Source organism: Neptunomonas antarctica (assembly GCF_001305295.1).
Lineage (GTDB): Bacteria > Pseudomonadota > Gammaproteobacteria > Pseudomonadales > Balneatricaceae > Neptunomonas > Neptunomonas antarctica.
Genome location: NZ_LJSI01000023.1, coordinates 23,156 through 48,289, shown reverse-complemented (window position 1 = coordinate 48,289; position 25,134 = coordinate 23,156). Strand labels below are relative to the sequence as shown.

General features: G+C 51.9%; 31 protein-coding genes and 1 tRNA gene. 1 reads left to right on the top strand and 31 read right to left on the bottom strand.

What is annotated here, in order from left to right; all coding sequences use genetic code 11:
• Nucleotide 1: 1 nt before the first annotated feature.
• The 7 genes from Nant_RS04315 to pilM are packed head-to-tail and all read right to left on the bottom strand — an operon-like array spanning nucleotide 2 to nucleotide 6,625.
• A complete protein-coding gene (locus Nant_RS04315; protein WP_054340419.1) occupies nucleotides 2-1,507 on the bottom strand; it encodes a tetratricopeptide repeat protein in 1,506 nt (501 codons plus the stop codon).
• Entirely contained in the window at nucleotides 1,504-2,421 is a 918-nt protein-coding gene (locus tag Nant_RS04310; protein ID WP_054340418.1) for an ExeA family protein, read from the bottom strand. The genes Nant_RS04315 and Nant_RS04310 overlap by 4 nt, the downstream gene beginning before the upstream one ends.
• Before the next feature lie 45 nt (nucleotides 2,422-2,466).
• The gene (gene mshL, locus Nant_RS04305; RefSeq protein ID WP_054340417.1) at nucleotides 2,467-4,077 is read right to left on the bottom strand and encodes a pilus (MSHA type) biogenesis protein MshL; all 1,611 of its coding nucleotides are present in this window, start codon (nucleotides 4,075-4,077) and stop codon (nucleotides 2,467-2,469) included.
• 17 nt (nucleotides 4,078-4,094) lie between these two features.
• The gene (locus Nant_RS04300; RefSeq protein WP_054340416.1) at nucleotides 4,095-4,421 is read right to left on the bottom strand and encodes a hypothetical protein; all 327 of its coding nucleotides are present in this window, start codon (nucleotides 4,419-4,421) and stop codon (nucleotides 4,095-4,097) included.
• Complete coding sequence (locus Nant_RS04295; protein ID WP_054340415.1) at nucleotides 4,414-5,109, bottom strand: hypothetical protein; 696 nt, start codon at nucleotides 5,107-5,109, stop codon at nucleotides 4,414-4,416. The genes Nant_RS04300 and Nant_RS04295 overlap by 8 nt, the downstream gene beginning before the upstream one ends.
• Nucleotides 5,102-5,707 (bottom strand): PilN domain-containing protein, encoded by a 606-nt coding sequence (locus tag Nant_RS04290; RefSeq protein WP_054340414.1) that lies wholly within the window; start codon nucleotides 5,705-5,707, stop codon nucleotides 5,102-5,104. The genes Nant_RS04295 and Nant_RS04290 overlap by 8 nt, the downstream gene beginning before the upstream one ends.
• 3 nt (nucleotides 5,708-5,710) lie before the next feature.
• Entirely contained in the window at nucleotides 5,711-6,625 is a 915-nt protein-coding gene (gene pilM, locus Nant_RS04285; RefSeq protein WP_054340413.1) for a type IV pilus biogenesis protein PilM, read from the bottom strand.
• 210 nt (nucleotides 6,626-6,835) lie between these two features.
• Between pilM and Nant_RS04280 the strand changes: the two genes are divergently transcribed.
• Nucleotides 6,836-6,911 (top strand) — tRNA-Phe (locus tag Nant_RS04280).
• 168 nt (nucleotides 6,912-7,079) lie between these two features.
• Here Nant_RS04280 and Nant_RS04275 read toward each other — a convergent pair.
• The 24 genes from Nant_RS04275 to Nant_RS04165 form a co-directional block, all read right to left on the bottom strand.
• Complete coding sequence (locus tag Nant_RS04275) at nucleotides 7,080-7,841, bottom strand: DNA adenine methylase (RefSeq protein WP_054340412.1); 762 nt, start codon at nucleotides 7,839-7,841, stop codon at nucleotides 7,080-7,082.
• Nucleotides 7,792-7,977 carry a Com family DNA-binding transcriptional regulator gene (locus tag Nant_RS20965; protein WP_076496049.1) on the bottom strand — a complete coding sequence of 62 codons (186 nt, stop codon included), beginning with the start codon at nucleotides 7,975-7,977 and terminating at the stop codon, nucleotides 7,792-7,794. Before Nant_RS20965 ends, Nant_RS04275 begins: the two co-directional genes overlap by 50 nt.
• Nucleotides 7,978-8,119: 142 nt before the next feature.
• Nucleotides 8,120-8,449, bottom strand: coding sequence for a hypothetical protein (locus Nant_RS04270; RefSeq protein ID WP_054340411.1), 330 nt, complete (start codon nucleotides 8,447-8,449; stop codon nucleotides 8,120-8,122).
• Nucleotides 8,446-11,013 carry a LamG-like jellyroll fold domain-containing protein gene (locus tag Nant_RS04265; protein WP_054340410.1) on the bottom strand — a complete coding sequence of 856 codons (2,568 nt, stop codon included), beginning with the start codon at nucleotides 11,011-11,013 and terminating at the stop codon, nucleotides 8,446-8,448. Before Nant_RS04265 ends, Nant_RS04270 begins: the two co-directional genes overlap by 4 nt.
• Nucleotides 11,013-11,384 carry a hypothetical protein gene (locus Nant_RS04260; RefSeq protein WP_054340409.1) on the bottom strand — a complete coding sequence of 124 codons (372 nt, stop codon included), beginning with the start codon at nucleotides 11,382-11,384 and terminating at the stop codon, nucleotides 11,013-11,015. The genes Nant_RS04265 and Nant_RS04260 overlap by 1 nt, the downstream gene beginning before the upstream one ends.
• Entirely contained in the window at nucleotides 11,381-11,623 is a 243-nt protein-coding gene (locus Nant_RS04255) for a hypothetical protein (RefSeq protein ID WP_054340408.1), read from the bottom strand. Before Nant_RS04255 ends, Nant_RS04260 begins: the two co-directional genes overlap by 4 nt.
• Before the next feature lie 5 nt (nucleotides 11,624-11,628).
• Nucleotides 11,629-12,033: a hypothetical protein gene (locus Nant_RS04250; RefSeq protein WP_054340407.1), complete on the bottom strand. Its 405-nt coding sequence runs from the start codon at nucleotides 12,031-12,033 to the stop codon at nucleotides 11,629-11,631.
• A gap of 168 nt (nucleotides 12,034-12,201) precedes the next feature.
• Nucleotides 12,202-12,780: a YmfQ family protein gene (locus Nant_RS04245; RefSeq protein ID WP_162224924.1), complete on the bottom strand. Its 579-nt coding sequence runs from the start codon at nucleotides 12,778-12,780 to the stop codon at nucleotides 12,202-12,204.
• A 13-nt stretch (nucleotides 12,781-12,793) separates the two neighbouring features.
• Nucleotides 12,794-13,471 carry a hypothetical protein gene (locus Nant_RS04240; RefSeq protein ID WP_054340405.1) on the bottom strand — a complete coding sequence of 226 codons (678 nt, stop codon included), beginning with the start codon at nucleotides 13,469-13,471 and terminating at the stop codon, nucleotides 12,794-12,796.
• Nucleotides 13,472-13,490: 19 nt separating this feature from the next.
• Nucleotides 13,491-14,186: a phage tail protein gene (locus Nant_RS04235; protein ID WP_054340404.1), complete on the bottom strand. Its 696-nt coding sequence runs from the start codon at nucleotides 14,184-14,186 to the stop codon at nucleotides 13,491-13,493.
• 35 nt (nucleotides 14,187-14,221) lie between these two features.
• Entirely contained in the window at nucleotides 14,222-15,121 is a 900-nt protein-coding gene (locus Nant_RS04230) for a baseplate J/gp47 family protein (protein WP_162224923.1), read from the bottom strand.
• A 142-nt stretch (nucleotides 15,122-15,263) separates the two neighbouring features.
• A complete protein-coding gene (locus tag Nant_RS04225; RefSeq protein ID WP_054340402.1) occupies nucleotides 15,264-15,704 on the bottom strand; it encodes a phage GP46 family protein in 441 nt (146 codons plus the stop codon).
• Nucleotides 15,701-16,198, bottom strand: a complete 498-nt coding sequence (locus Nant_RS04220; RefSeq protein WP_054340401.1) for a phage baseplate assembly protein domain-containing protein — start codon at nucleotides 16,196-16,198, stop codon at nucleotides 15,701-15,703. Before Nant_RS04220 ends, Nant_RS04225 begins: the two co-directional genes overlap by 4 nt.
• Nucleotides 16,195-17,271: a phage baseplate assembly protein gene (locus Nant_RS04215; RefSeq protein ID WP_054340400.1), complete on the bottom strand. Its 1,077-nt coding sequence runs from the start codon at nucleotides 17,269-17,271 to the stop codon at nucleotides 16,195-16,197. The genes Nant_RS04220 and Nant_RS04215 overlap by 4 nt, the downstream gene beginning before the upstream one ends.
• A complete protein-coding gene (locus tag Nant_RS04210) occupies nucleotides 17,268-18,464 on the bottom strand; it encodes a DNA circularization protein (RefSeq protein ID WP_054340399.1) in 1,197 nt (398 codons plus the stop codon). Before Nant_RS04210 ends, Nant_RS04215 begins: the two co-directional genes overlap by 4 nt.
• Nucleotides 18,461-20,305 carry a phage tail tape measure protein gene (locus Nant_RS04205; protein WP_054340398.1) on the bottom strand — a complete coding sequence of 615 codons (1,845 nt, stop codon included), beginning with the start codon at nucleotides 20,303-20,305 and terminating at the stop codon, nucleotides 18,461-18,463. The genes Nant_RS04210 and Nant_RS04205 overlap by 4 nt, the downstream gene beginning before the upstream one ends.
• A 90-nt stretch (nucleotides 20,306-20,395) precedes the next feature.
• On the bottom strand, nucleotides 20,396-20,722 hold the full coding sequence (locus Nant_RS04200; protein WP_054340397.1) for a hypothetical protein: 327 nt from the start codon (nucleotides 20,720-20,722) through the stop codon (nucleotides 20,396-20,398).
• Between the two features lie 2 nt (nucleotides 20,723-20,724).
• Entirely contained in the window at nucleotides 20,725-21,075 is a 351-nt protein-coding gene (locus tag Nant_RS04195) for a phage tail tube protein (protein WP_054340396.1), read from the bottom strand.
• Nucleotides 21,076-21,083: 8 nt separating this feature from the next.
• Nucleotides 21,084-22,541 (bottom strand): phage tail sheath subtilisin-like domain-containing protein, encoded by a 1,458-nt coding sequence (locus tag Nant_RS04190; RefSeq protein WP_054340395.1) that lies wholly within the window; start codon nucleotides 22,539-22,541, stop codon nucleotides 21,084-21,086.
• Entirely contained in the window at nucleotides 22,541-22,765 is a 225-nt protein-coding gene (locus Nant_RS04185; RefSeq protein ID WP_054340394.1) for a DUF2635 domain-containing protein, read from the bottom strand. Before Nant_RS04185 ends, Nant_RS04190 begins: the two co-directional genes overlap by 1 nt.
• Nucleotides 22,766-22,777: 12 nt before the next feature.
• Entirely contained in the window at nucleotides 22,778-23,320 is a 543-nt protein-coding gene (locus Nant_RS04180) for a phage protein Gp37 (RefSeq protein WP_054340393.1), read from the bottom strand.
• A complete protein-coding gene (locus tag Nant_RS04175; protein WP_054340392.1) occupies nucleotides 23,320-23,751 on the bottom strand; it encodes a gp436 family protein in 432 nt (143 codons plus the stop codon). The genes Nant_RS04180 and Nant_RS04175 overlap by 1 nt, the downstream gene beginning before the upstream one ends.
• A gap of 1 nt (nucleotide 23,752) precedes the next feature.
• Entirely contained in the window at nucleotides 23,753-24,133 is a 381-nt protein-coding gene (locus Nant_RS04170) for an HI1506-related protein (RefSeq protein ID WP_054340391.1), read from the bottom strand.
• 75 nt (nucleotides 24,134-24,208) lie between these two features.
• A complete protein-coding gene (locus tag Nant_RS04165; RefSeq protein WP_054340390.1) occupies nucleotides 24,209-25,102 on the bottom strand; it encodes a Mu-like prophage major head subunit gpT family protein in 894 nt (297 codons plus the stop codon).
• Nucleotides 25,103-25,134: the final 32 nt, after the last annotated feature.

Here is a 25,134-nt window from a genome sequence, read left to right as displayed (position 1 = left end):
CTTATTTGAGTGGTTGCATCAATCGCTGAGACTGTTGCAGTGCATACAGTTTCAATGGTGTATCAATATTCGGTATCTGAAGCGCATTACGGTAAGCATCCAATGCTTTTGTGCGCTGATCTAAATGCTCAAGAGACACGCCCATATTAATCCACCATCGTGCTTCTTGCGGGTTGAGCGCCAACAAATCTAAATAACGGCTGACTGCTTCGGTGTGCTGCCCCACTTGCTGATAGCCAGAGGCGAGCAGGTCCAGATAGTCCTGACGACTCTGCCCATCTGGCAATCTTTCCAAGAGCTGTATCGCTTCTCGGGCTTGTCCCTGCTGTAACAGTGCTCTGGCTTTCAGCAGGGTCCAGGAGAGATTATTCGGTGATTTTTGTAGTGTCTCGGCGGCAACCTCGTACTGCTCAGTGGCCAGATACAATTGCACGAGCAAATATCGACTTTGTAAAGATGAAGGTGTTTGGTTGACAAATTGTTGCAGTAAACTAAGCGCTTCATCGGTATGCTGCTCGTTTAATAAGCGCCGTGCACTGCGTACCGTCGAGCTGTCTGTTGGCAAGGTATTAAGTGATTTTTTCCAGTGGCCTGATGACTGAACAGCGTTGCGCGTGCCTGCTGCCTGCCTCGTATTAACAACTGCTGTAGCAGCTGAATTATCAACCTTGTTATCAACAGGTGGGACGACCAATACCTGGGCCTGTGAGCCGCCTGATGTTATCGCCGCCGTTTCGATTATTGCTACGTCTGAATTTTCTGTTCCTTCTGACGACTCCGATCGAATCACTTCAGAGGCCGCGATTTCTATTTTTAAACGAGCAGGATTCTGTTTGAGTTTCACGGTGAACTGCACCGGAGCATTAGTTACCAGTTTGAAGCGACTATTACCCTCTTCCGGGATAATTTCGAGCGTCGATAATAATGTCGAATCAATATCAGGCAGTTCGGCGATTATGCGGGTTTCAGCAATGCCGATATCCAATGTGGTCGCGGATTTTTCATAGACAACGAAAGGCGTCACCTGGTCCAGCCAGAATGTGAGATGCCCGCGATGTGGAGCCTGCGATGTCCAGTTAATCACACTGATGCTATTCACTGGCGAGTGAGCTTTAACTACGAGTGCGTCGGAATTGTTATCTGTTTGCAAAATTTCTATATTGCCACTAACAAGTGCACCCTTTGACTCCTCTGCCATACTTTTAATCGAGCTATTCATCGAAGGAGTGATAGCGCTATTAATAATGCTATTTTCAGCGCGGGTTCCAACAACAACGTTAGTATCTTGGACCTTACTGAACCAAGCCAGCATATCGGAGCGAGGATTTGTGTTAGTACTCAATTCCCGAGCCATCAAAAACAGGACTATTCCTAACAGGAATATCGTCAAAACTACCCATATCCAACGCCAGATTTTAGAAGCTTTTTTGGGAACAGCACGATAGCCTGCGGTACTGTCTCTTTTGCGCTCATCCAAGTCGCGCAACATATCATTAACCAGACTCATATCAGGCCTCGCATAACCGCCCAATAAAGTAACCCGCCAACCGAGCTGGCAAGGATGACAGACCCAAATATAAATGGCATATAGCCAGTCATGGCAGGCACAGAAACACCTTCGGTATCTTCTATCGCCTTAATCACATGAGGCTTGCCGATAACATAGTCGCCACGCCCATAAGCACTCATCAACGACTTATGGGCCAGTATATTAACCAATCGAGGAACGCCACCAGTTACTTTTGCTATCAATTTTGAGGCCCCTGAGGAAAATAATGAAAGCCCTTTATAACCCGCTCGGGTGGCACGCTGTTCAAGATAATGGCGGATCTCTTCTGCCGAGAGTGTATGCAAATAACAACTGAAAGTGATCCGTTGCAGCAACTGTCTTAATGAAGGTCGTCGTAGCAACTGATCCAACTCAGGCTGCCCGAAGAGCACTACTTGAAAAAGCTTATTAGATTCAGTTTCAAGATTCGTTAACAGCCGTAATGCTTCAATTGTTTCTTCTGGCATCGCTTGCGCTTCGTCGACAATTAACACGGTATAGAGTCCTTGCCCTGCAATCTCGACCAAGCGCTGATTTATTCGATTGACCAGTTCAAAATCCCGTAGCTGCAGCGCATTTTCGATTCCGATCTCTAATGCGAAATTATGACGCAATCCTTCAGGGCTCAAATAAGGGTTGGGGATATAGGCTGTGATACAGGGTTCTTTCTCCAGCGTATTCAGCAAGGTGCGGCACAGCATTGTTTTGCCCGTGCCTACTTCTCCCACTACCTTAATAAAACCATCGCCGCTTCCTAGCGCTACCAGCAATAAATTCAGGGCTTCCTGATGCGTGGGCAACTGTAAAAAGAAACGCGTATTAGGCGTTAATGTAAACGGAAGCTCTTGCATCCCAAAGTGATCAATATACATAAATCTCTAATCCACCACTTTATAGGCCAGCTCTGATATTTCTGATTAACGTTGCTTCAATGACTGAAAACCTTCAAGGCTACGCTGCAGTTCTTGCTGCCAGCCTGTCGCATTTGCAATAACCGGCCTTAACAGAATAACCAGTTCACTTTTATTCGAACCTTGGCTACGCTGCTGAAAAAGCTTACCTAAACCAGGAATATCGCCAAGCCCCGGCGCTTTAGCAAATGTATCGGTGCTGCCAGACGTCATCAGCCCGCCAATAACTATCACTTGCCCACTACTCGCACGCACGATGCTATCGGTTTCACGAATTGAGCTCAACGCTAACGGTATATCGAACTGACTACCTCCAACGCTAATCAATTTTTGCTCTTCTTCAACGGTACTGACCGATGGATGGATATGCAGAATAATTTCATTGTCTGCACTGATTTGTGGTGTCACATCTAAAGCAATACCCGAGAAAAAGGGTGTGAGCTCGACCTCTGGCGTTGTGGTTGTCGCTGTGCCTGTTGTCGTCGTACTGGAAACACCGGTCACATAAAACTCATCAGTACCTACTTTAATCACCGCTTTTTGATTATTCATTGTCGATACGCGCGGACTCGACAGTACCTGTACATCACCTTGCGTGCCTAACAGACTAATCAGGGCAGTAAAGTCATTCAACTTCAAGTTGGCACTAAATATACCACCCAGGGTTGGACTGATGACTTTTGATGTACCACCACTCTGGCTATATGTTCCGGAATTCTTGTCATTAATTTGTCCGAAAGCTTGCCAGTCGATACCCGCCTGAAAACCATTGCTCAGCTTAACTTCAAGGATTTTTGCTTCAATCACTACCTGACGACCCAAAATCAGCTCTGCTTTTTCAAGATATTCACGTACGGTCTGCTGTTCACTAGGGAGCGCTCTCACCACTACCACACCGGCCTGTGGTGTCACGACAACCCGCTGGCCTTTCTCACTTCCGATAATAGCCGAAAGTGTTTCCTGCAACCCGCCCCAAAAATCTGTTTTACTGCGTGTGCTGATGTGCGTTCCGATCAAGGAACTCCCACTTGAATCACTTGACGAATTATTATTCGAAGAACTATCCGATGAGCTATTAGTGCTTCCTGCCTGACTAACGGAACCAGCACTCACCGATGTTTGTGATTGACCTTCCCGCTGTACATCTAAATAGTTGACTTGGTAAATCAATGTTTCAATATTTGCCGGAACGACCTGATACAAATTACCCGTACGCTTATATTCATAACCATAGACATCACGTACCGCTTTCATTACTTCAGCAACGGTCACATCTTTAAGTTGTAACGAAATTTGACCGGTGATCCCCTCATGTACAATCATGTTGTAAGGGGAGCCTTCCACTAACCCCATGAAAAACGTTCTGGCAGAAAGCTGCCTAGCCGATACATCAAAACGCTCTTCCTGTACTTTTGCTAAATCATCTAAACGCAGCGGGGCTAAAGATGACAACATGGGCAGCGCCACAGACGGGACCCTTTCAGCAGCATCAACAGCCGCCTGTAGAATTTTTTCTGATTCCTGCTGAGGAGGCTCTTCTGTTACGTGTCCAATAGACTGACATCCTGCCAAAAATCCTGCCATCACAAGAATCAGATGTCGTTGCATATACTTCATGAGCAAACCTTATAACGTTACTGGCTCTTTTTCAGCCCATAATAATTGGAAAGAGATACCCAGCGCTGAGTATCCCCTACATCTAACAGCACCCGGTCATACGCTATCCGAAGAATTTTTGCGCCATCAACCTGATCCCCTACTCCCGCTTTTATACCATTTACGATAGCCCACGCTGCCTGTTTTCTTTTAAGAATGGCAGAAACCTGATAATCCGTATGTATATCAACAACATTGGATACAGACGTTTTAGCGCGGTAAGGCTGCGTAGGATCTTTGAGCTGTGATTCTGCAACCCCGTTAACCGAATAACACATCAACAACATAACCAAAAATTTAGCCACCCAGCCAGCCCTCTACCGCACTTAACGTATGTACACGCAACGTTATTTTTGAATCAGGATAATTAGCCACTTTAAACTCCAGCGAATCCCAGAAAAAAGAAGAGGAAAGACTTTCAAGTCGACGAAGATAATCATAAATATCGGAATATCCTCCGCGTAAGACCACTTCAAAACCATGAGAATAAACAGGCGCAGCGCTCAACACCGAAGAAGCATCCCTACTTGCTGACGCTGATACAGACGTAGAATCCGATTCTGACTCAGAAGACAATCGTAACGGTTCCAATGGTAATGAAGAAAGCCGCTGTAAGATAAGACCAGGTTTATTATGCAGCACTGTTTCAAGTACATGACTCATCTGTGATGGAACCATCAAATTGACAGAACGCTTCTTCAGTAGAACCGTCAAACTCTGATCAAGCAGATCCAATTCTTTTATCTCTAGTCGAACGGATTCAGAAGGATCAAGGATCAAAGCTTTTGAAACAGACTCTATTTCAATCGTCTGCTCATTCGTTATACGCTCTTGATGCTCGATCTGCGCATCCAGTGCAGATGAGGTTTTCATCAGGGGTTCAATCGCGAACATAAAAAACATGACTATAATTAATACGATAACAGTAGCCGTAATCAACAAACGCTCTCGTTTGTTTAATACATTAAATTTTTCTGCCATAGGATTAGTCATGGTCATCCCCGAATATTAGTCCATGAGCATTAAACAAATAAGTTTGTGCCTCCGTTCTTTCTGTTACTAATTCAGCAAAGCTGATCTGCTGAAAAACACTCTGTTGCGTTAGTTGTCGTAATAGAAGCGGGATCTGCGAGACATCAGCACTCTCTCCCGCAACATCTAAAACCAAAGAGCCCGTGGTCATTTTAAAACCGGTTATCCATACTTTATCCGGAGTACTGTTCGAGAAAGCGAGCAACCCTTCTGAAAAACCTTGTCGACGATCCGGTTGCACTGTCTCTAACAAGCCGGCCAGACGTTGTTTGGATAAAACTGTTTGTTTTACCCGATCCCGATAAGCCATTAATTCAACATCAGGTGTTCGCTGACGTTGCATGACGCCGAGTTTGTCTAACTGCTGCTTCTGCTGCTGCCTCTCGTCATCAAGTTGATTCAAGCGTAAATTAGTATCATTAATGTCGTACCATAACCCACCCGAGATCAATGAACACAAAACCAATACACTCATGACCCCTGAAATCACGTATCCAAAGCTCAAAAAATCACGCTCAACAATGGGCCTCGGCGGTAATAGGTTAATTCTTTGCTTCATGACTTATGCGCCTGCTTCATTACGTAATGCAGCAGCAATCGCCAAAAAACAGCGCTGCTGAAGATCAATGGCTAATGGCACATCTGATTCGATAACATCGCCCAGATCAAGCGACTGCACATCGGCATCCAAGTTACGACGTAGCTCCATCATTAAAGGCGTTTCACCTATTTGTAATGGTAAAACGATAATCCGTGTACATGCAGACTTGCCTATTTGACTCTCAAAATAATCCATAGAGCGCTGTAAATCTAAAACGGTATTATCTAACTGAGCACTGTGACTATAAGACAACGCTCGAGAAAGGTACAACCAGCTACCCGACATCATATTAACAATGCTTTGCTTCTCATCTAAGTAGAGAATTACTGTACCCGCTTCAGACTCACTAAGGTTCTCGGCTATATTTAGCAGTGCTATTTCAGGCACATCAATATACACAGGCGTCAGCTTAATACTTTCCAGCCAAGATATACGCTTTTCAATCAATTTACGGTCAGCTGCAACGACATACAGCATTTTTCTTCGTCCCCGGAATGCATCATCAGGCAACTCAAAAAAGTCAATAATTACATCATCAGTCGAATACTGGATTAAATCTTTTACACGCCATATAAGAGCTTCTTTCAGTTCATCTTTAGGCACTTCCGGAGCCTCTACTAATAAGAGTTGATACTCCCCGGTTGATAGTACTAAGGAGCAACAACTATCAGACAACCCGACCTCTGAAACCTCAGAAGCAACCAACGACGCATTATTTAAGGGTTCAGAGACATCAAGGAAGGCGACGTAGGATAATTTACGCAGGCCGGCAACAACAGAGGCTGAAGCAATAGCAACACCTTCTGGAGCAATATGAATAGCAACCAACTCTTTTGACTTGTTATTTTTTTTCCTGAAAGGAAGCAAATCTGCCACTCCATGCCTTATGTTTCATATAATAAGGACCAATATACAAATGATAACTGCTGAATATTAATATTGAATGCTGCATTTCTAAGGGTAGCGGCAACTATACATGATAGTTTAGACGACATTTCATTATTAGCTAATCGAATTTCTTATATAAAATCTATATTTGGCTTGATATTAAAGACATAAAATGATTGAATACGCCCCTCTTGAGATGCCCGGATAGCTCAGTCGGTAGAGCAGAGGATTGAAAATCCTCGTGTCCTTGGTTCGATTCCGAGTCCGGGCACCATCTCAGTACATTGAAGCCTCGCTATTCTTTATAAGATATGTGAGGCTTTTTTGTATCTCACTTAAAAATATAATTATCACTTCACTGATTGTAAATTCGCGGCGCTTTTGGCGCGGATTAACGCGCTTTTTGTCATACCTTTCACGCCGCGTTTGTTGAAATCCCCTGTTAGAAATTCGTATAAATTAGTTCTTTAACTGCTACTGCTTTTGATCCTCCTCCTACTGTGTATTTGTGATCTACTTCTTTAAGGTTTAATCCGTCAAAAAGCGCCCGTATGTCTGGGTGGTTATTGATGCTGATTATCATTTTTCCTTGTATCGATTTGGCTAGTTCAGCCATCGCTTGGTATTCCTCGAATGGGAAGGCCACGCCGTAGCCTTCGGTCTGCCAGTAAGGTGGATCACAGTAGAATAGCGTATGAGGTCGGTCGTACTTTTTGATGACGGCTTTCCAGTCGAGGCTTTCTATTGTTGCTCCCGCTAATCGATAGTGGGCGTCGGCCAGATCTTGCTCCATCGTGAAGATGTTGAATCGGGGGCGATTAGTGGTGCTGGAGCCAAAGGTTTGTCCGGCTACTTTGCCGCCAAAGGCCAGCTTTTGTAGATAGAGGAACCGAGCAGCTCGTTGTATATCGGTGAGCGTTGCGACTGGGGTGGCGTGTAGCCACTCCCAGTTTTGACGGCTGCAGAGCATCCATTTGAGTTGTTTATACAGCTCTTCCAGATGGTGTTTTACCACTCTATAGAGGTTCACCATATCGCCGTTGATGTCGTTTAACACTTCGGCTTTGGATGGCTCCTTTATAAAGAAGAGAGCTGCCGCCCCTGCGAACGGCTCAACGTAGCATTGGTGATCAGGGAACAGCGGTAGGATATGTTTAGCCAGGCGACGTTTGCCGCCTATCCAAGGTGTTAGAGGTTTTGCCATGTAGTACTCCATCTTTTGTGATGGGGCTCATGGCCCTCTGTATGTGCCGACAGCGTGGGCACTTGATTTCGATTTCAGAAAAAATAGCTTTCGCTAATAATTTAGAGCATTTAATACAACGTATTTCGTTTAGCATGTGTGAACCTACCGTTAGATTTGATAGGCTACCTCCGCCATGACGTCGTGGTGAGGGAGCCTTAGCTGGTTCACAGTGTTTGCGCACTGTGGATTGGGGCTTGGTTAACTATGCTCAGTAGATCAAGCCGCTTCCTCTTTCCTTAGTTAATAAACCCCTTTTGAATAGTTATTTGCCCGTGTGATTCGATAGACAGCGCGGGTGTACTATCAGTGCGCTTTACTTTGATTGCCATGATGTATTTTCGTGGTAGTAATGCCGCTGTTACAGACGTCTCTACATTCGCTATATACGCTTTATCGCTGTCGGCGATATCAAAAACTTGCACAGCATAATACTCCCCACCATCGGCATCATAGATACCCAACCAACACTCCCACACGCCCTCGGTAATATTATATTCTCTATGTTTATCATCTCGCGGAGTAACGGTTACCGAGAATGATTCGCCTTGTTTGATTACTATACTCATTGGCAAATCCTTTGAATTTCAATATCTAGTGTGGGCCGCCAAACCAGCAGTTCTAACGTTCCTTGTGATACAACAAGATCCAAACAGGCGATAGGGCAGGCGGAAACAACTTCACCAATGCGCGGCACTCCCGCTGCACTGCTGTTATCAAGCCCTATTAAGTGAAGCGTTTGTTCTTGAGAAATTAACGCAGGCACGCCTATAGTAGCTGTTTCAGCAATACTACTTGGCGTAAAACTAACGGTACCGGCGCTTAATGATGACTCACCTACAGCAGCAGAAGTCGATACCCCTACAGACTCAACCACCACTGGGGCAGGTGTGATTACAGCCCCACCTACCTGCGTATCAGTACCGACACCTTCGGCGCTGATTGATTGAATCGGTATAAATGAAGGCTCGCCAACACTGCCACCAGAAGCCACGGACAAAGACTGAACCGATACGGGTGAAGGAGCTAGTTCAGATTGCCCAACAGTAGCGCCAGAGGCAATACTACTTGGCGTAAAACTAACGGTACCGGCGCTTAATGATGACTCACCTACAGCAGCAGAAGTCGATACCCCTACAGACTCAACCACCACTGGGGCAGGTGTGATTACAGCCCCACCTACCTGCGTATCAGTACCGACACCTTCGGTGCTGATTACCTGACTAGGTGCGCCACCTTGATTGAATACAAGAGCACCAACAGCGCTAGGATTCGATACCCCTACAGACTCAACCACCACTGGGGCAGGTGTGATTACAGCCCCACCTACCTGCGTATCAGTACCGACACCTTCGGTGCTGATTACCTGACTAGGTGCGCCACCTTGATTGAATACAAGAGCACCAACAGCGCTAGGATTCGATACCCCTACAGACTCAACCACCACTGGGGCAGGTGTGATTACAGCCCCACCTACCTGCGTATCAGTACCGACACCTTCGGTGCTGATTACCTGACTAGGTGCGCCACCTTGATTGAATACAAGAGCACCAACAGCGCTAGGATTCGATACCCCTACAGACTCAACCACCACTGGGGCAGGTGTGATTACAGCCCCACCTACCTGCGTATCAGTACCGACACCTTCGGTGCTGATTACCTGACTAGGTGCGCCACCTTGATTGAATACAAGAGCACCAACAGCGCTAGGATTCGATACCCCTACAGACTCAACCACCACTGGGGCAGGTGTGATTACAGCCCCACCTACCTGCGTATCAGTACCGACACCTTCGGCGCTGATTACCTGACTAGGTGCGCCACCTTGATTGAATACAAGAGCACCAACAGCGCTAGGATTCGATACCCCTACAGACTCAACCACCACTGGGCCAGGTGTGATTACAGCCCCACCTACCTGCGTATCAGTACCGACACCTTCGGCGCTGATTGATTGAATCGGTATAAATGAAGGCTCGCCAACACTGCCACCAGAAGCCACGGACAAAGACTGAACCGATACGGGTGAAGGAGCTAGTGCAGATTGCCCAACAGTAGCGCCAGAGGCAATGCTATCTAGTGTTATTGTATAAGTTGGCGCACCGCCTACATCCTGATCATCCCATGCACCTACAGTTAACCACGTAGTATCGCTGGATTCATTCGAGTGCTCCGCCGCCTCTCTATTCGGGTCAATAGACCCCAATCTAATAGTGACTGAGCCTATTTTCCCATTAAATGCTAAGTTTCCGTTATAGTAGTTACCAACTAATATTGGTTGACTATTTGTAAGCTGCCCATTCCCCGGCATAGCATTAGTTGCGGCAATAACACCATTAACATATATGTAGCAATTTATTGCATCTGAAGACAGGCACGACCTTGTTGTCTTTGTTACTGGGCTTATATTTACATACTGAGGACCAGTAATTGCTCCACTCTCTCCTGCCCCGTCTTGGACAATGCCCTGCAGCTCTTCATTGGAAGAGCCGCGGGCATTTAGCTGGAACCAGTTAGCAGAAATTGACTCATGCCTATTAGATATTATGCCGCCAGAATGTAAGACGTCTCTCCTGTTCCATGTGGTTATAGTAAAGAAGCTAGAGTCTAATAAATTAGCTGTGTCGGTAAGGGTTAGTTTGCTAGTAGTTGACCCAAAATCAGTCCATGTGCTTCCAAAAGGAGCCCCATAAGTAGTCTGAGTTACTGCCCCGTACGCGACACCATCGTGACCATTCCCTGTAGAATCCACATAAGATGAATCGTTTAGATGCAAGACTGCTAAGTAATCCGTCCATACATTGTTACGGCCATAGTCCTCAGTTTCTCCTGGCTGCAATGAAGCGACAGTATCAGACTCGATATAGATTGTAGCGCCTGTATACGCTGTAGTCTTAACCCTAACCTGAATCTGAGGGCTTCCACCTGTGACAAAACTAATAACCTCAACAGGCAGTTGGGTTGCTTTAGTGTCGTCAGTGTAAGCACGTAAGTTCCCACCACCATTGGCAATCGAGGTAGCACCACCATCTATAGCCGCAACGGGGAAAGAGGCATTCGTCAATAAAACAGCAAAATTTGTATGGCTCCCCGTTATCGCTGGGAGCGTTAGCGTTGCACCATACCTAGGCATTATTCAACCAGGAATCTAGTGCGGTACCCTGCCTCATCAACAGGATTAGTAGGATCAGTCACATATGCATTTAAATTTGATAGAAATACCGCCTCATCGGCGTCTTTTATCGCGCCAAGATCGGTAATAGTTTTACTGAATCCGATAATTGGAGCGGCACCCACGGCGAATTTATCCGCAATAACCTGCAAATCGGAGGCTGTAGCAGCGCCGTTCAAATACTGACGATAGGCAAACACACCCAAATTACGTGCCCGGTTGAGTGCCGTCGATAGCGCCGTAGTCGCCTGCTCGATTTGAGTCTGAATCGCTTTTTGTTCTATCTGAACATTTTTAGCAATCGTTTCTGATTCTGTTGGAAATAAACTCATACTATTTGCTCCTCAATCACTCGGCCATTGTGCATATATCGCGCTACCCGATACCCCATAGCGGCAAACTCTTTGCGCAGCTCGACCCTAAACCGCATAAACGCACCCGGCGTCAGGCTCATACCCATGTGAACTTCAACTGTTTCATTGAGGCAGTTGATCACTTCGCATGATGCGCTAAAAGTATGCCCATCGGCGTTGTATCTAACTCGCCAGCCAATAGGTTCGAGTTCGATCATAATAGTTACAGCTTAAAAATCTTATTAGCGCCGTTATCCCACACTGCATTGATATCGCCAGTATTGGGGATCACAGGCAAGCCGGTGGCGGTGTCTATATAAACGACCAGTTTAAAGGTCTCTATTGAACCGGTACCCGTGGCTAAAATCACAACTTCGGACTCGTCGCCGGTAGCAGAGGGGTAAACTGAATCAGCGGCATCAAAAACACCGTCAACAACGGTTTTCCCGGTCAGTACTGCTGTCATCGAAACACGCGCGATGGCGGGTACATCTGCCATCGTGGTATGGGTTGCTGCATAGGTATAGTCGGCGCTATCAACCAGCACCGCGACTACATCATTTGTCAAAAGGTCGACTTCGCCTTTTAACGCGGCTTCTTTGAATTTTGGATATAACAGGTTGCTCATCGGGCGCTCCGGTCTGTTTGTAGTTTGCAAGTTATATAAAAACAGATCGGAGGTGTTGGGCTTACGGGAAGGGGTTCAGTGGTTTAGCGGGAATTTAGCGGTTTAAAGGGGTTATGAAGGCCCTCGCTGTTGATGGCGAGGGCTGTTAGTGAAGGTCTGTAGCGAGGATCAGTCTAACGTTTCCTGGTAGTTATAGATGATGTGGCGATGTGCATGGATCAGGCGGTTGAATACGCATTCTAGTCCGGCATTGCCCCATGTTCTGTAAGTTTCGCCGTGCGGTTGGCCGTGGCTGCGCTCTTGGTAGTTGATTAGTAGCGCGTTGATCTGCACGACGTTATTCCAATCGTGGCCTGCGTAATTTGTGCCAAAATCCGCGCCAAATCCGCGATGTTGGTATTCTGTGATGGCGATTTCATAGCCCAGTACGGCGGCGATACCCAGCAAAAACTCACGGCTCTGGCCGCCCATCAGCTGGTATTTCTGCACTAGAGCGATGCGCCGCTGCTGAAAGACTTGCTCGCCACTGCACGTATCGGGCAGGCCGTACATTTGCTGCCATTCGTCGAGTAACTCAAACGTCTGGCTGGGGGCAGCTTCTGTGAGCAGATCGTTTGCACGCTGTTCGATGCGTGCAAATTCTTCGCCGACACCGCTCATGAGCTGGCCGAGGGCACTGTCGGCATCGGTGGACCAGGCATCGCCACGGGGCAGCAATGCCAGCAGTGTGTCACGGTAGTCACTCAAGCTATGTGGCATCTCAATCGGTCCAGATAAGCGCGTCTAGTTCACTAGAGGAGACGCTGGCGATATCACGCAGCAGCTGTTGTTTGCGTGCCAGCTTCACCTGGTAGACCGCGCCGACGGCGGCCGCGATGGTGCGCCCGGTGCCGATATCGAGGCTGTAGGCCTGGTTAGCTGCATCAAACAGGTCAATCTCTGTCTGGCCCATTTGCTCGGCAAGACGCACCGCACCGTCGATCGCAAGCGCACTGTCCATACCGCCGTTCCATGTAGTATCGTTAGCCGCCACCGGCTGTTTGATTGACGCGCTAAAGCCGTCGCGCACGGCGTTTGCCGCTGCATCGCGGGCGGCCTGTAGCACCGCCGCTGTATCCGTTACCCATGCGCCATTTTGCCAGCTGTCGTACGCGCTTGGCTCACTAACGGTCAGGTGAGCGGGCAGCGGCCCGACGTCATTAATAGTGATACGCTCTTTTGTCTCGGTATGCCAAGCCAGGCTAGCGCGATGGTCTTCAAACACGAGCCAGGCGGTATCGTCGGCGTTGCGCTGGGCGACTTCGTCCGGCTTCAGCGCGGGCAGCGCATCGGCGGTAGCAAACGCCAGGGATAAAAATTGCGCGGGTTTACGCGGATTCACCATCATGTCTGATGAGTGGGTGTATAGACGCGTGGCGTGATCAAAGTGATGCTGCATGATGCTCTCCTTATGATTTTTACTGGTACCAAAAACACAGCATCAGGGCAATGTTGCGGGGGCGAGCGTCTGTGCCGCCTTCTGATTCTGTTGTGCCTGTGCCGTTATTGTTGCGGGCGTGGGTATTCCCCTGCCCATCCCCCGAAATCTGCTGACTGACGACCTTACCGTATACGTGAGTGTGAGCCTTGTTTCGACTGTCTTGCGTGCTACCCAGCACTCGCCCTGCATCAACGCTGCCGCCGCTGTCCCAGACGCGCACGAACTCACCCAGGGTTTTGGGTGCGCGAAATGTAGTTGACATATTCCCCGTCGACCAGCAACCCAGCCGTCCTGCGCTCCATGCAGCATCAGTGACGAGTGTAAAGCCGTGGTCCACATCACTAATATAGGCCCACAACTCTGGATAATCGGCACGGTTGAGCAGCTGGCCAACATACTCCATTGCGCCCACCGGCGGTGTCTCGCCGCTGTGATAAAATGGCTCTCCCAGCGCGCGGGTGGCCGACAGCGCTTGCACGGCCTGCAGCACTAAGGTCTGATCGTCTTCGCTGGGTGTCAGGCCCGCCCCTTCGATGAGATTAATCAGTTCATCAAAAACCATATTTTGATAATCAGCAGAATCGCGGCTAGCGGGGATGCCACCCACCGGGTCACCGTCTGTGAATTTGTCGTTTAATAACCGTGCACTCACATCGGTTTTTGGATAATCCATCTAGGCGTTCCTTATATAACAATTAAATTAATGGCTTATGTCGGCCAGGCAAGTACACCCAGCACAGGGAACTCATGTGCCGCGCAGCTAAAATTATCAGCCAAGGAGATTCTGTGATCGCGCTCACCGCTGGCCAGCGATATTTCCTCGTTGATCTGACTCAAGAGCAACTCACCGCCGGGTTCGCCTTCACGGCTGATCAAATCATTAAGCGCGGCGGCGATGGCGGCTTTAACGGCAGCGGTGAGGGGCTCTAATCGCGTAAAAGTGATATCTAGGGGCTTGGCGGTTAGCGCACCAATATAAAACCCCGCCATGCCTGCCGGGCGACGGCTGTCGATATAGTTGGTGACTGCATCTATGTGCGCCTGGGTGGCTATCGCTGATGACAGGTTATCGGTAACAAACCGCACCAGCACAGTACCAATGCCCATGCCGTTGGGATAACACCAAGCACGGGTCACGTCGGTGTGGGCGGCTTTAGCCCAGGCGATATAGTCCGATTGATTACCGCCCATGGGTGGATTTTTGCGGCGCGCTGATAGACGCTTCTTGACGCGACTGATCGACTCGATATCGGCTCCGCCCGCGAGACTGATAACCGTGGCTTCACTGTCGATATCCAGCACCGGCTGCATCAGGCGGAGCTTAGCGCCCGTTAGCTGGTTGCTAGTTACGCCGGCAGCGGCGGCCGCTACCTGAACAACCGCCGACCCCGCAACTATGACAGCCGTAACGGTGACGCGATAGATTAGCTGGCTATCGTCCTGGAGCAAGGTTTCGGCCGGGATCTGCGCCGCATCGGTGCCGCTGAAGGTCATTGTGCCGGCGGCGCGGCTGGCGGCAATCTGATAAATGCCGACTTCAGCCGCCCGGCGTAGCAGGTTGGTAGCGTCGGCCGTGTCATCAAACAGCTGAGCGACGTTATATTGCAAGTGACCATGTAAACCATGGGCAACGCCGGCCACGGCTTGCGAGAGCGGGTAGTGGATATCGCCACGGCGGCTGGACTTCTGATCGCCATGGCGTTCAATATCCGCCGCGACACGTTGTTGCAGATCGGGACGGGATGGACGGCTAAACGACATGGTAGTGCTCCCGTAATAGCGCTATCCAGCTGCCGTCAGGCAGCTGGCAGTTGATTTCAAATTCAATTCTATCCAGCGCGCCACGCTGGGCATCGACATTCACCGCTAACAGATGGCCGTCATCGACCATCCAGCTGAGTGCAGCGCTGCAATAATCACGCGCCTTGTTAATCACAGGCGGGGTCACTTTTTCGCGTGCCAGCAGCCATAACTTACTGCCTAAACTCTCGCCCTCTGGCAGATCAATGTCGCCCCAATAGCCGCGCCGTTCGACGCCACCATCCGGCAGTGCGTCATCGGCCGAGGCGCGGGCATCAGTAAAGAGGCTGATAGTGACGGCGTTTTCCAGCCAGGTCAGTCGATCGGATGGACGCGCCTGCAGATCTATCTGCTGGGTTAGATCGCTCCAGGCGAGTGCGAGCATGGTCATAGGTTAGGCTCCTCTGTTGTGCCGCTGGCGGTTTGTGGGTGTGTATGCTGATCCGCACTGGCTCCACGGTGGGTGATAAAGTCAGCCGCTTTGACTACGCCTGAGCAGACGACCTCGGGGGTGTCGATGAGGACCTGTACACTGGCTTTTATCTCGACGACGCGATCCTTGCGGATATGCACTTTATCGCCGTGCTGGTTATAGACGGCGGCCTCGCCTTCTTCTATGACCAATCGATAGCGCTGATCACCGGCTAACAGGGCGACTGTGTGAGAACCGTTGCCATTAAACGCCAGCGCTATCACGTCGGCACCCGGCAGTGGATGCGAAGTAAAACCGAAGGGCTCCAGATGTTCGATATCGGCCAGTGCTTGGCCGCCTTCCACCTGCAGCTGCAAGTAGCGGATTTTGTTGGCGTAGCTAACGCGGCGCAGCAACGCGCGCTGGCTGATGCGGCGAATCTTACGAAATGCCTGGCGTAATAACTCTCTCATAAGATAAACCCCCGCGAGACCGTCTCGACCTCTGGCACCAGCGCAAACGCTTCTTTTGGCATGACCCGGATCTCGGTATTACTGCCGTCGTCATCTAGCATCAGGCGAGTCTCGACGATTAAGCGCTGGTCATTCCACCCCATCCAAGGGTCGGTGACCTGTATCAACTCGTTCGGCGTCCAGATTCGGCCGCCCGACGTCTGGCGCCAGCCTGACACCGTATATACAACACCGACCGACCGGCCTTCGTGCACGTTGCGTTGCCATTCTGCACGGGTTTTACAGCCGGCGATGTCGAGCGGGTTATCAGAGCTAACGACGAATGGCCGGTGCCTGGCAACCGTCGCCGACGACGAAATCGCCGCCTTAGGCTGGCTGTTATCAACGCCTTCAAGCTTGACCTGAGGCGTGTTGGGCTGCTGACCTGTGACTATGTAATCACTAAACAACGCCTGCGCGCTAAAACTCCCGGACGCGCTCTTAATGTTTTTCCCCAGGGCGAGCGCGACATCGGCGCGGGCAGTGCCGGCGCGAGTGATACGCAGATTGCCCTGCTCGTCAGAGATCAGCAGCACGGCACGAATCCGCGCTTGTTCTTCTAAAAATTCCCAAATGGGCTGGCCTAAATCTAACGTCGGCGTCTTACCCACGAAGGGCTGATTAGCGGCAGTTTTGGCACTCGCGTCTATCAGCACACTAATACCGAAGGGTTTACAGAGCAGCGTCGCGATCTGCGCCAGACTCTGGCCACTAAACTGCTTGCCTTCGGTGGAGCAGTCCACCAGATCGCCCAATTTGCTACGGCCTCGGGCACTCAAGGCATGGGTGGTAGCGCCATATTCAGGATCGACATCATCGATATAGCCAGTCAGCAGCAAGTCGTCATTGACATAGACCTGCAGCCCCATGCCGATCTGAACCGAGCGGGGATTAATGCCCTCTGTATTTCCCCAGGTATCGGTCAGACTCACATCAAACTGCTGCGGGCCACGCTCGATAGAGCGCCCGACGGTGGCGCGGGTCCAGCCGCGATGCGGCTTGCCGTCCATCATTAGGATCAGTTGATCGCTCATTGCAGCACCTCGATATCGACACCGGCAGGCATAAAGCCTGGATGGCTGATGTTGTTACGTTGGATCAGTTCCTCGGCGCGATCAGCGTCGCCGTATAGCTGATGGGCGAGCACTAATGCCGGTAGCGGACGCTGTAGCCGTATCTGTTCGATACGCTGCAGCCCAGGTGCGACGTCATCCACCCGCCGCATTAATGCGCTTTGCAGATCTGCTAGGGCGTAGTACTCGGCATCGCTGCCAGCGTCAATCAAGCTGTCGAGCTGCTCAAGAATACTATCGCGGCTCGCTATCGCCTGGTCGTAAGTAGTGAAGGGGGTGGGTTTGTTGGCAATAAGCCGCGCCGTTTCAATCACAACCAGCCCCAGCAGCGCGTTACTGAGGGCCGCCTGATTCGCAGCCTGCTGCTTTCTGCTGGGGGTGGTTTGCGGTACTGACTCAAAAATACCGAACGCCGACAGCAGCGAATGGTAACTATTGAATGCCCCGGCGATATCATTCACACCGCCGATAATAGACACCACGATCGCGCCCAGCTTGTTGATCAATTTCAGGGGCTGCAGCACCAGGTCTTTTAGCTGGTCGGTAAACTCGTTGATCTGAGTAACCAGGGTGTCCAGCGGCTGCATCAGGCTGCTGATGCGGCCATTAATACTACCCAGGGTGTCGGTGACAGACGCAAGTTGATCGGTCGCCGCGTCTAGTACAGATTGCTGCAGACCCTCTACACTGAACTCTGCTGCAAATTCATCCTGCACGGCGACGCTAGCAGCCTCTGCGGCGCTGTTCAGCGCGTGCGCATTGGCGGCCATAGCAATGGGATACTGACGCTGGCCGGCACGCAGGTACTCAATATCTATCTGACAGAAACCGCCCCGGCGTGTGGTGATGGTCCAGCTATATTGCTGAATCTGCACCCGTAGTGTGCCCAGATAAGGGTGCACTAATGTGCCCGGCCCTGGCTGCGTGAGGGCCTCAATTAACTGATCACGCTCCAGATCATAATCAGGCCCTACCACAAACATCTGCAGGCGTTCCGATTCCGCTGTTTTGCCCAGATCCTCTGCCCAGTGCTGTTCTTGCTGCGGATACTGATGCAGCGCGACCCGACGCCCCCCTTGGCCGCTTGCCTGGTCTATCGAGAAACTAACGCCCCGAAATGAACCGGGCTGTAAACGCGCGCGCCAGCTCGTCATGGCATCATCATAGATACGCCGGCCATATCGACCGCTATATTCCTGGCATCAATTTTACGTACATTAACGCGCCTGTCGTCGACTTCGATTTTTAACGTCGCCTGGGCGCGGGCGTCGGCATCCAGTGCCGCCTTGGCATTATCATTGCCCAGCGCCGCCGCTATTTTAGCCAGGCTTTTGCCGAGGGTGTCGGCCAGCGCGGACTGAATGCTGGTGTCAAAATTATCGTCTGAGTACTGAAAACCGCGATTGACTAGCGAGCCAACGCCATAGCCAGCGGCTCCGGCTCCTGCTACGCCGACGCCCGCCCACCCCAGCGCCGCACTGCCATACATAGGCAGGGCCGACAGATTGCTACCGCCGAGTAAGGCGGCAGCGGTGCGCGCCCGACTAAACACCGAAGTGGCAGCAGAAGGCAGTACGGTAGGTGTGGTAGGGAGCGCGGCAGCAGGCATACCACCCAAACTACCCGGCATATTGACGACATAAACCGGTGTAACACCCGCCATCTCCTCTAATGCGGCACCGGCTGCCACGCCACCCGCCAGATTACCGGCCCCGCCGAACAGTTTTCTCGCCACACCGCCGCCGTATTTATAGAGTGCAGCGCCGCCGACCAGTGTCGCCGCACCGCCCAGCAGCAGATCCTTGCCGTCCAGCCCCAGGCCGCCTTCTTTTTTGCTGTCTAGGGTGTGCTTTATTATCTTACTGATGGCGGCATTAATGGGCATAACGAACGCATCGGCGGCCTGACCCAATGCGCCCTTCAACCGGCCGGTTTGGTCGATCGCATTGTCCAGGGCGTCTTTGACATCGGCAGCGATAGCGCCCGCTGCCCCCCGCGACTTACCAGTAATAGCGCGCATGCCAGCCACATTATCACCGCTTAAAAGCTGCTGTATGCCGCGCTGGGTGTCCAGATCCGTCTTGCCGAACGCGGCGGCAATCAGCGCATCGCGCTGCTGATCGGTTTTTTGCTTTTGATAAATAGTAGAGATGTCGCCAATTACCGAGAATGAATCGCGGCGCTCACCTTTTTTGTTGTAGAAATCGACCCCGAGCGAATCGTGGACTTTTTGCTGATAAATATTATTAGTGAAGATGCGCAGGGTGCTGTCTGCCAGCGTCGCTAGACGTTCGGGTTTGCGCTCGATAAACGACAGCTGTTCGATAAATCCTAACGTCTGATCAAAATCCAGATTGGCTTTTTTGGCATTGCCGCCGACCCGCGCGAAGATGCTCGCCAGATTTTCCAATTCGGCATTCCCTGCTCGCCCCGCGACTGTCATCTTATCGAGTATATCGGTGGCCACACCGGCCTGCGCCAGATCGAAGTTGAATATCTCACTGCCTACCGCCAGGCCACCGGCCAGGGCGTCTGATTTGGCACCCGTGACTGCTGAGGCCGGCGCGATCGCTTGGGTGGCTTTCAGCGCCTCAGCCCAACTCAATCCAGACGCCAGCAATGTATCGTTGGCCGTCCGCGAGCTATCAACCGCCACGCCGTACTGTTGCTGTAACGCGAAAAGCTCTTGGCGTAGCGCCTTCGTTTCGGTGCGGGCCACGCCGGCGGTTTGTGACATGCGCGTCAAATTCTTATCTAACAGCGCCGAGTCTTTAGCGATTCGTAGCCCCGACCAACTGGCACCGATAGCCAGCAACTGGTTGCGAAAACTGCCCATTACGCCGCCGGTCAGCTGCCTGAACTGCTGGTTCAAACCGCGCAACTCACGCGTCGAGCCGTTAGCAAACCGCTGCACCTGCTGGCCTGATTGCAGCAAGCCACGGTTAAACTGTGAGTTCCTCAGGTCAAGCCGGAGGCTAGTTGTCAGATCGGTCACGGCTAAACATCTCTAGATAGTGATTGAATTCATCGATCGGCAGCGCCCGTATTTCAGCGCGCGGCCAGTGCGTCTTCAGCGCGATTAACGCTATGCAGTCCCAGCCTCGCTTTCGCGCATCGAGCCGCTGCTGGCAGCTCTGTCGAGCTTTCCCTGCGCCTCACGTAGCACCTGAAAGTCGCCTGGGGTTAGCGCGCGGATCTGAGATAGCGTAAACGGCCCGTCACAATCACCAATACGCACTAGCTGGCGGGCAATCAACGCACCATTAAAGGCCAACTGGTTCTCTAAGCCACCGCTCTCTATCTCGGCATCGAACAGCGCGCCGGCGGTTTCAACCTCGCTCATCTCAAAGGTTTTCTGCAGCTTTTCTTTAAATTTAAAGCCGTGGGTCAGGGTGCCGGTAATAGTGCTCATGGTTATACCTTCTCTGCTGGGTTGCCGGACATCTCTACCGAGATCTCGCCGTTACTGAGTGATGCGGGTGTGGTAGTGAAGGCATCGGTGACTATCCAACTCTGGCCGCTATCGTCCTGAACATTCACATTGACGCCCGCCATATCGCGTACCTGGTCGAAAGTATCCGGCAGATTAGGCAGGCGGAACGACAGGGTTGCCGGTGCCGTCTCTTCGCTGTAATGCACGCGATCAGACTCGGTCACCACCGCCGCACGGCTATTCCCGCCGGGGTTAAATGAGCCCCCCGGCAGGCTCTCAACGCGCCCTATGCCGGGCACTGTGATCAGTATTTTCTTCGCTACTTTAGCCATCTCTCACCTCACACTATGAATTGCTGTTTACCGGCAAACACCCGCGCCTGATTGACCAGGTTTGGTGTATCGCGCCAGTTCAAACGGTTGCGATCATCACTATCGCGCTCGACTATCAAGAGTCGATCGTAGTTTGTGTAATCCTCGACCCAGCCGCGTTGCTCCAATACTCGATACAGCGCCAGCAGCTCACCGCGCCAGATTTTAGGCGTAATCACCGCCTGACCTACGCCAAAGGCGGTCCCATCGTCGGCGAGCTTATAGCGCGGGTACTTCTGCGACTGCAGCAAGCGTTGCTCAAACCGTATTCGCTCCAGCGTTTCGGGGGTGCAGATATCCAGATATGAGGCATCCGCCAGGCTGGCGCTGTTGGTCTGATACATGGTGATCTGGCGCTCGAGGCGGCAGGTGCCGTCTCGGTCGACCGTGTAGGTGCTGATGCCGTCATAAAGCAGCAAGTTACGCTCTTGACGGGTCCAGATCTCATGCCGCGCCGGTGCCAGCATGCCAGGCAAGGTCAGCGTCTGCAGCGGACGGGCCGGATCGATACTCAGCGACAAGGCGGCCACGGCACAGTTGATAGCGGCGGCACTATAGGTCGGGGTGGGGCTGGCACCTGTGCCCAGGCAAGTGATGTGCTCGTTATTACGCCCCGAACCGAAGGTGCCGGTAACGGCATGAGTGCCAGAAAAGGCGCTAAAAGCACGACAGCCAATCTGGCGCATCGGCCCCCAACGGTCGCCCAGCTCGGTTTCTAACGCGACCAGATTAGACGTGTCGGTATAAGGGTTGATGATCCAGTTAAACCACTCGTCGCCTAATGCATCGATAGCCGGGCCCAGATCAGGGTTGCTGGTGCCACCGGCCATAGTGCCGATCGTCAATGCCAGGCCTGCCGGCATCACCTCGGCGTAGTAGTTGGTGCGGATATCCAGCGCGTTAAACACGTCGCCCTTGTGACGCGCCGTGAGCGTGACAGTGTCGGTCGAGACCGTTGCCGTTAGCGGTAGATCCAGATCGGCATTGATAGCCGCGTTGATACTGGTCGCCACTGCAGCGGCATCATCACCCGACGCTATGCCGACTTTTACGCGGCTACCACCGATATAGAGCATCAGGGTGCCGGCAGCCGTCGGTGGCGCCCAGACCTCAATAGTCGTGGTTGCGGCCTGACCGGCGGCATCATCGTCTAGGGCAATAGCCCAGAGCTCGGTATTGGCATTGGCACCCAGCGCCGCTGCAATCATCAGCGCGAGCATAGAACCACGGCCAAACAGACTGACTGCCTGGCTGGGATCGGTAACGCGCACCGGCTCGCCTTCGACCTGTGTGCCTGTCGGCAAGCGCTGCCCGACCGCGACTATCTTATGCATGATGCCAGCCGCACCGGCCAGCTCATTGTTAAACTCAATGTATGCGCCGGGGGTGCGCAGGCTAGCGGGGATGCTATCGAATGAAATCGCCATTATTTAGCGCCTCTGTTTTTAGCCAGCACCGCTGTTTCAGCGGCGGGCGGCTGGGGTGACTGTTCTGAAGACGCGGCTTGACCGACGCTTAGCAGATCGCCGTCACGTAAGCGGCGGCGGTAGTAGCTGTGGTTCGGTACGCGGCAGCCGTCGGCCGGCATGATGGAGCCGTCTTCCTTTCGTACCTGGCCAACGTTCGGCCGTACATTTAGCAGGTTTTGCATGGGTCAATCCTCTTAAGGAATGTCGGGAATTTCGACAGCATCGATCGCCATCAGGTGTTCAGCATCGCTTTCGTCATAATGGCGGGCGGTGTAGCGCTGCCAGTCGTCCAGATTATCGATATCGTCCAGGCTGAGAGCATCTGGCCAGCGCATCGGTAGCTCAAACGTCATCTCGTAACAGCTAATACCCTGCTTGGCTTCGGCAAAGCTGAATAAATTTTTCACCCGCAGGAAGCGCAGCACGTCGGGCTGGTCCAGATCCAGACCGTGCAGCACCGGCAATAAGCGCTCAATTAGCTGATAGACGCCCACCTCTGTTTTGCCGTTAAGCGTGCGGGCGACCACATATACATGCCACAGCCCCAGCAGCTGGTCGCCGTCTTTTTCCTGCAGCTTGCCGGCCGAAAAACCTATATAGACGCTCGGCGCAGAGATGAGCATGTGCTTGACGACTTCCGCGCCCCACCGCCCAGGGTGGGTTTCAATCTTATGCACGGCACGACCTAGCGCGCCCGCCACCGCATCCTTGATGCCTTGCTCCACCACCAAAAACATTAGATAAATCCTTTATCGGTGCGACCAAAAACAGAGCCAGCCGAGGTAACGAACGCACCATCCATGGTCTCGGGACGCTGCCCCTGAGCATCTATGCCCAGCGTGATTGCGCCGATCGCTACTTTTTCAAGATAACGCACCGCTTCCTTATAACGCGCCGTCACTTCCTCCAACGGGCTACGGTCATGCAGAAAATAGCGCGCCATATCACAAGCAAAACGATTCAGCACCGGCGGGATCTGCGGCAGCGGCAGCGGGTAGCGAGCCGCCAGATAGCTGTCGATGGTGGCCGAGGCATCTGCTATCGCACGATCCACCTGCACCTGGTTTACCTGCTCCGGAAACTCACCGAACGCATTGGCCACGGCCGTCAGCGTAATCAGCTCATCGCTGCCGAACCTGTCGGTCAGATCCTGCGTGCTGCAGTACATACTAGGCTCCAGCCTGGGCGGCACGCGCCGCTTCAATAGCGCTGATTAGCGTGGGCTTATTCATGCTCGCGTACCCCGCAATATTGCCGGTGCCCGCTATCAGCTTCAGATCAGGCAGCGTCATATCTTTTAGCACTGGCTCCATGCTGTCCGGCTCCACGGCCCCTTCCTGACTCTGATGCGCGTCGTCTGAATCCGTTTCAGGCGCATCGACAAACTCAACCACCAGGCGCGGTTCTTTTTGCAACTGCGCCAGCTGAGTCTCTGAAAACTCAGACACGGGATACGTTGTAGGCTCTGCCGGATGCGCAACACCCGCACGACGAAACCCCTGAATAGCGGCTGTAATACGGACATGACTAGCGATAGTAGGTTTAGACATTTCATTTTATCTCCTGATGGACCGGAGGTGAGGCACACGCCTCACCGACTAACATGGCGCTACATGACGGCGGGCTTACGCCAGCCAAGGACAAACGAGCAGCTCTACCTTTTTGTAGTTGGTATTGCTGGCACCGTTGGCGTTGTTCACCGCTTCGAGCAGCAGCTCGGCTTTCGACATATTGTCGGGGCCTACTACCATCAGGTCGGGGATTACACCCAGCGGCGAACCGGCATCATTCTTTTGCTTGATCATGGCGGTGCGGGCAGCGTTGAAGTTGGCGGCACTCAGGTCTGCTTTAGAGGCAAACGCTAACTGCCATAGGCCGAAACCTGCGTTACAACGGGCATCGGTTCCCCAGATATACTCATCGGTCATAAACACATGATCGGAGGTGTTGGCGTCTTTCTTCATCACCAGGTTGAACGGGCGACGTGTTTGCCAGATCAGCGGCTTGATAGCGCGCTTAGTGCTGAGCAGGTACCAGCCTTCACCCGCACCGGCCTGCATGTTAGATACCGATACGACCGCCTCGCCGTTACCCACAGGATGGTCGGTATCAAAAAAGTTTTGGCCGTCGTAACAGGGGGTAGTGAAACCGTCTTTTAGCAGCGCAAAGGTCATGACGTCCGGGAACTCAGCGGCATCTTGGCCCATCTGCGCAAACAGCGGCGTATACACACCAAACTGATCATCTTCGATCACATCACGCGGGATCGCTTCGGTCTTTTCAAACTTGCGGTTTTTGATGGTGAAGTCGTGATCTTTCAGGCGGTTGATGGCACGTTCGCCCAACCATTCGCGAATCTGGCTAGAGTTGCCCAACCAGGCATAAGTGTTGGCCGCACCGGTGGACGGGATCACCGTCGCCACGCGCTGGTATTGCGACGGGGCACCGGCAAACGCATTGTTAAAGGCAGTTTTAACCGCCGTGTTCAGAATGCCGAGGTTGTTAGCATTGATTTCCATGTGTCTCTCCAAAAAATTAGTCAGGGGTGCTA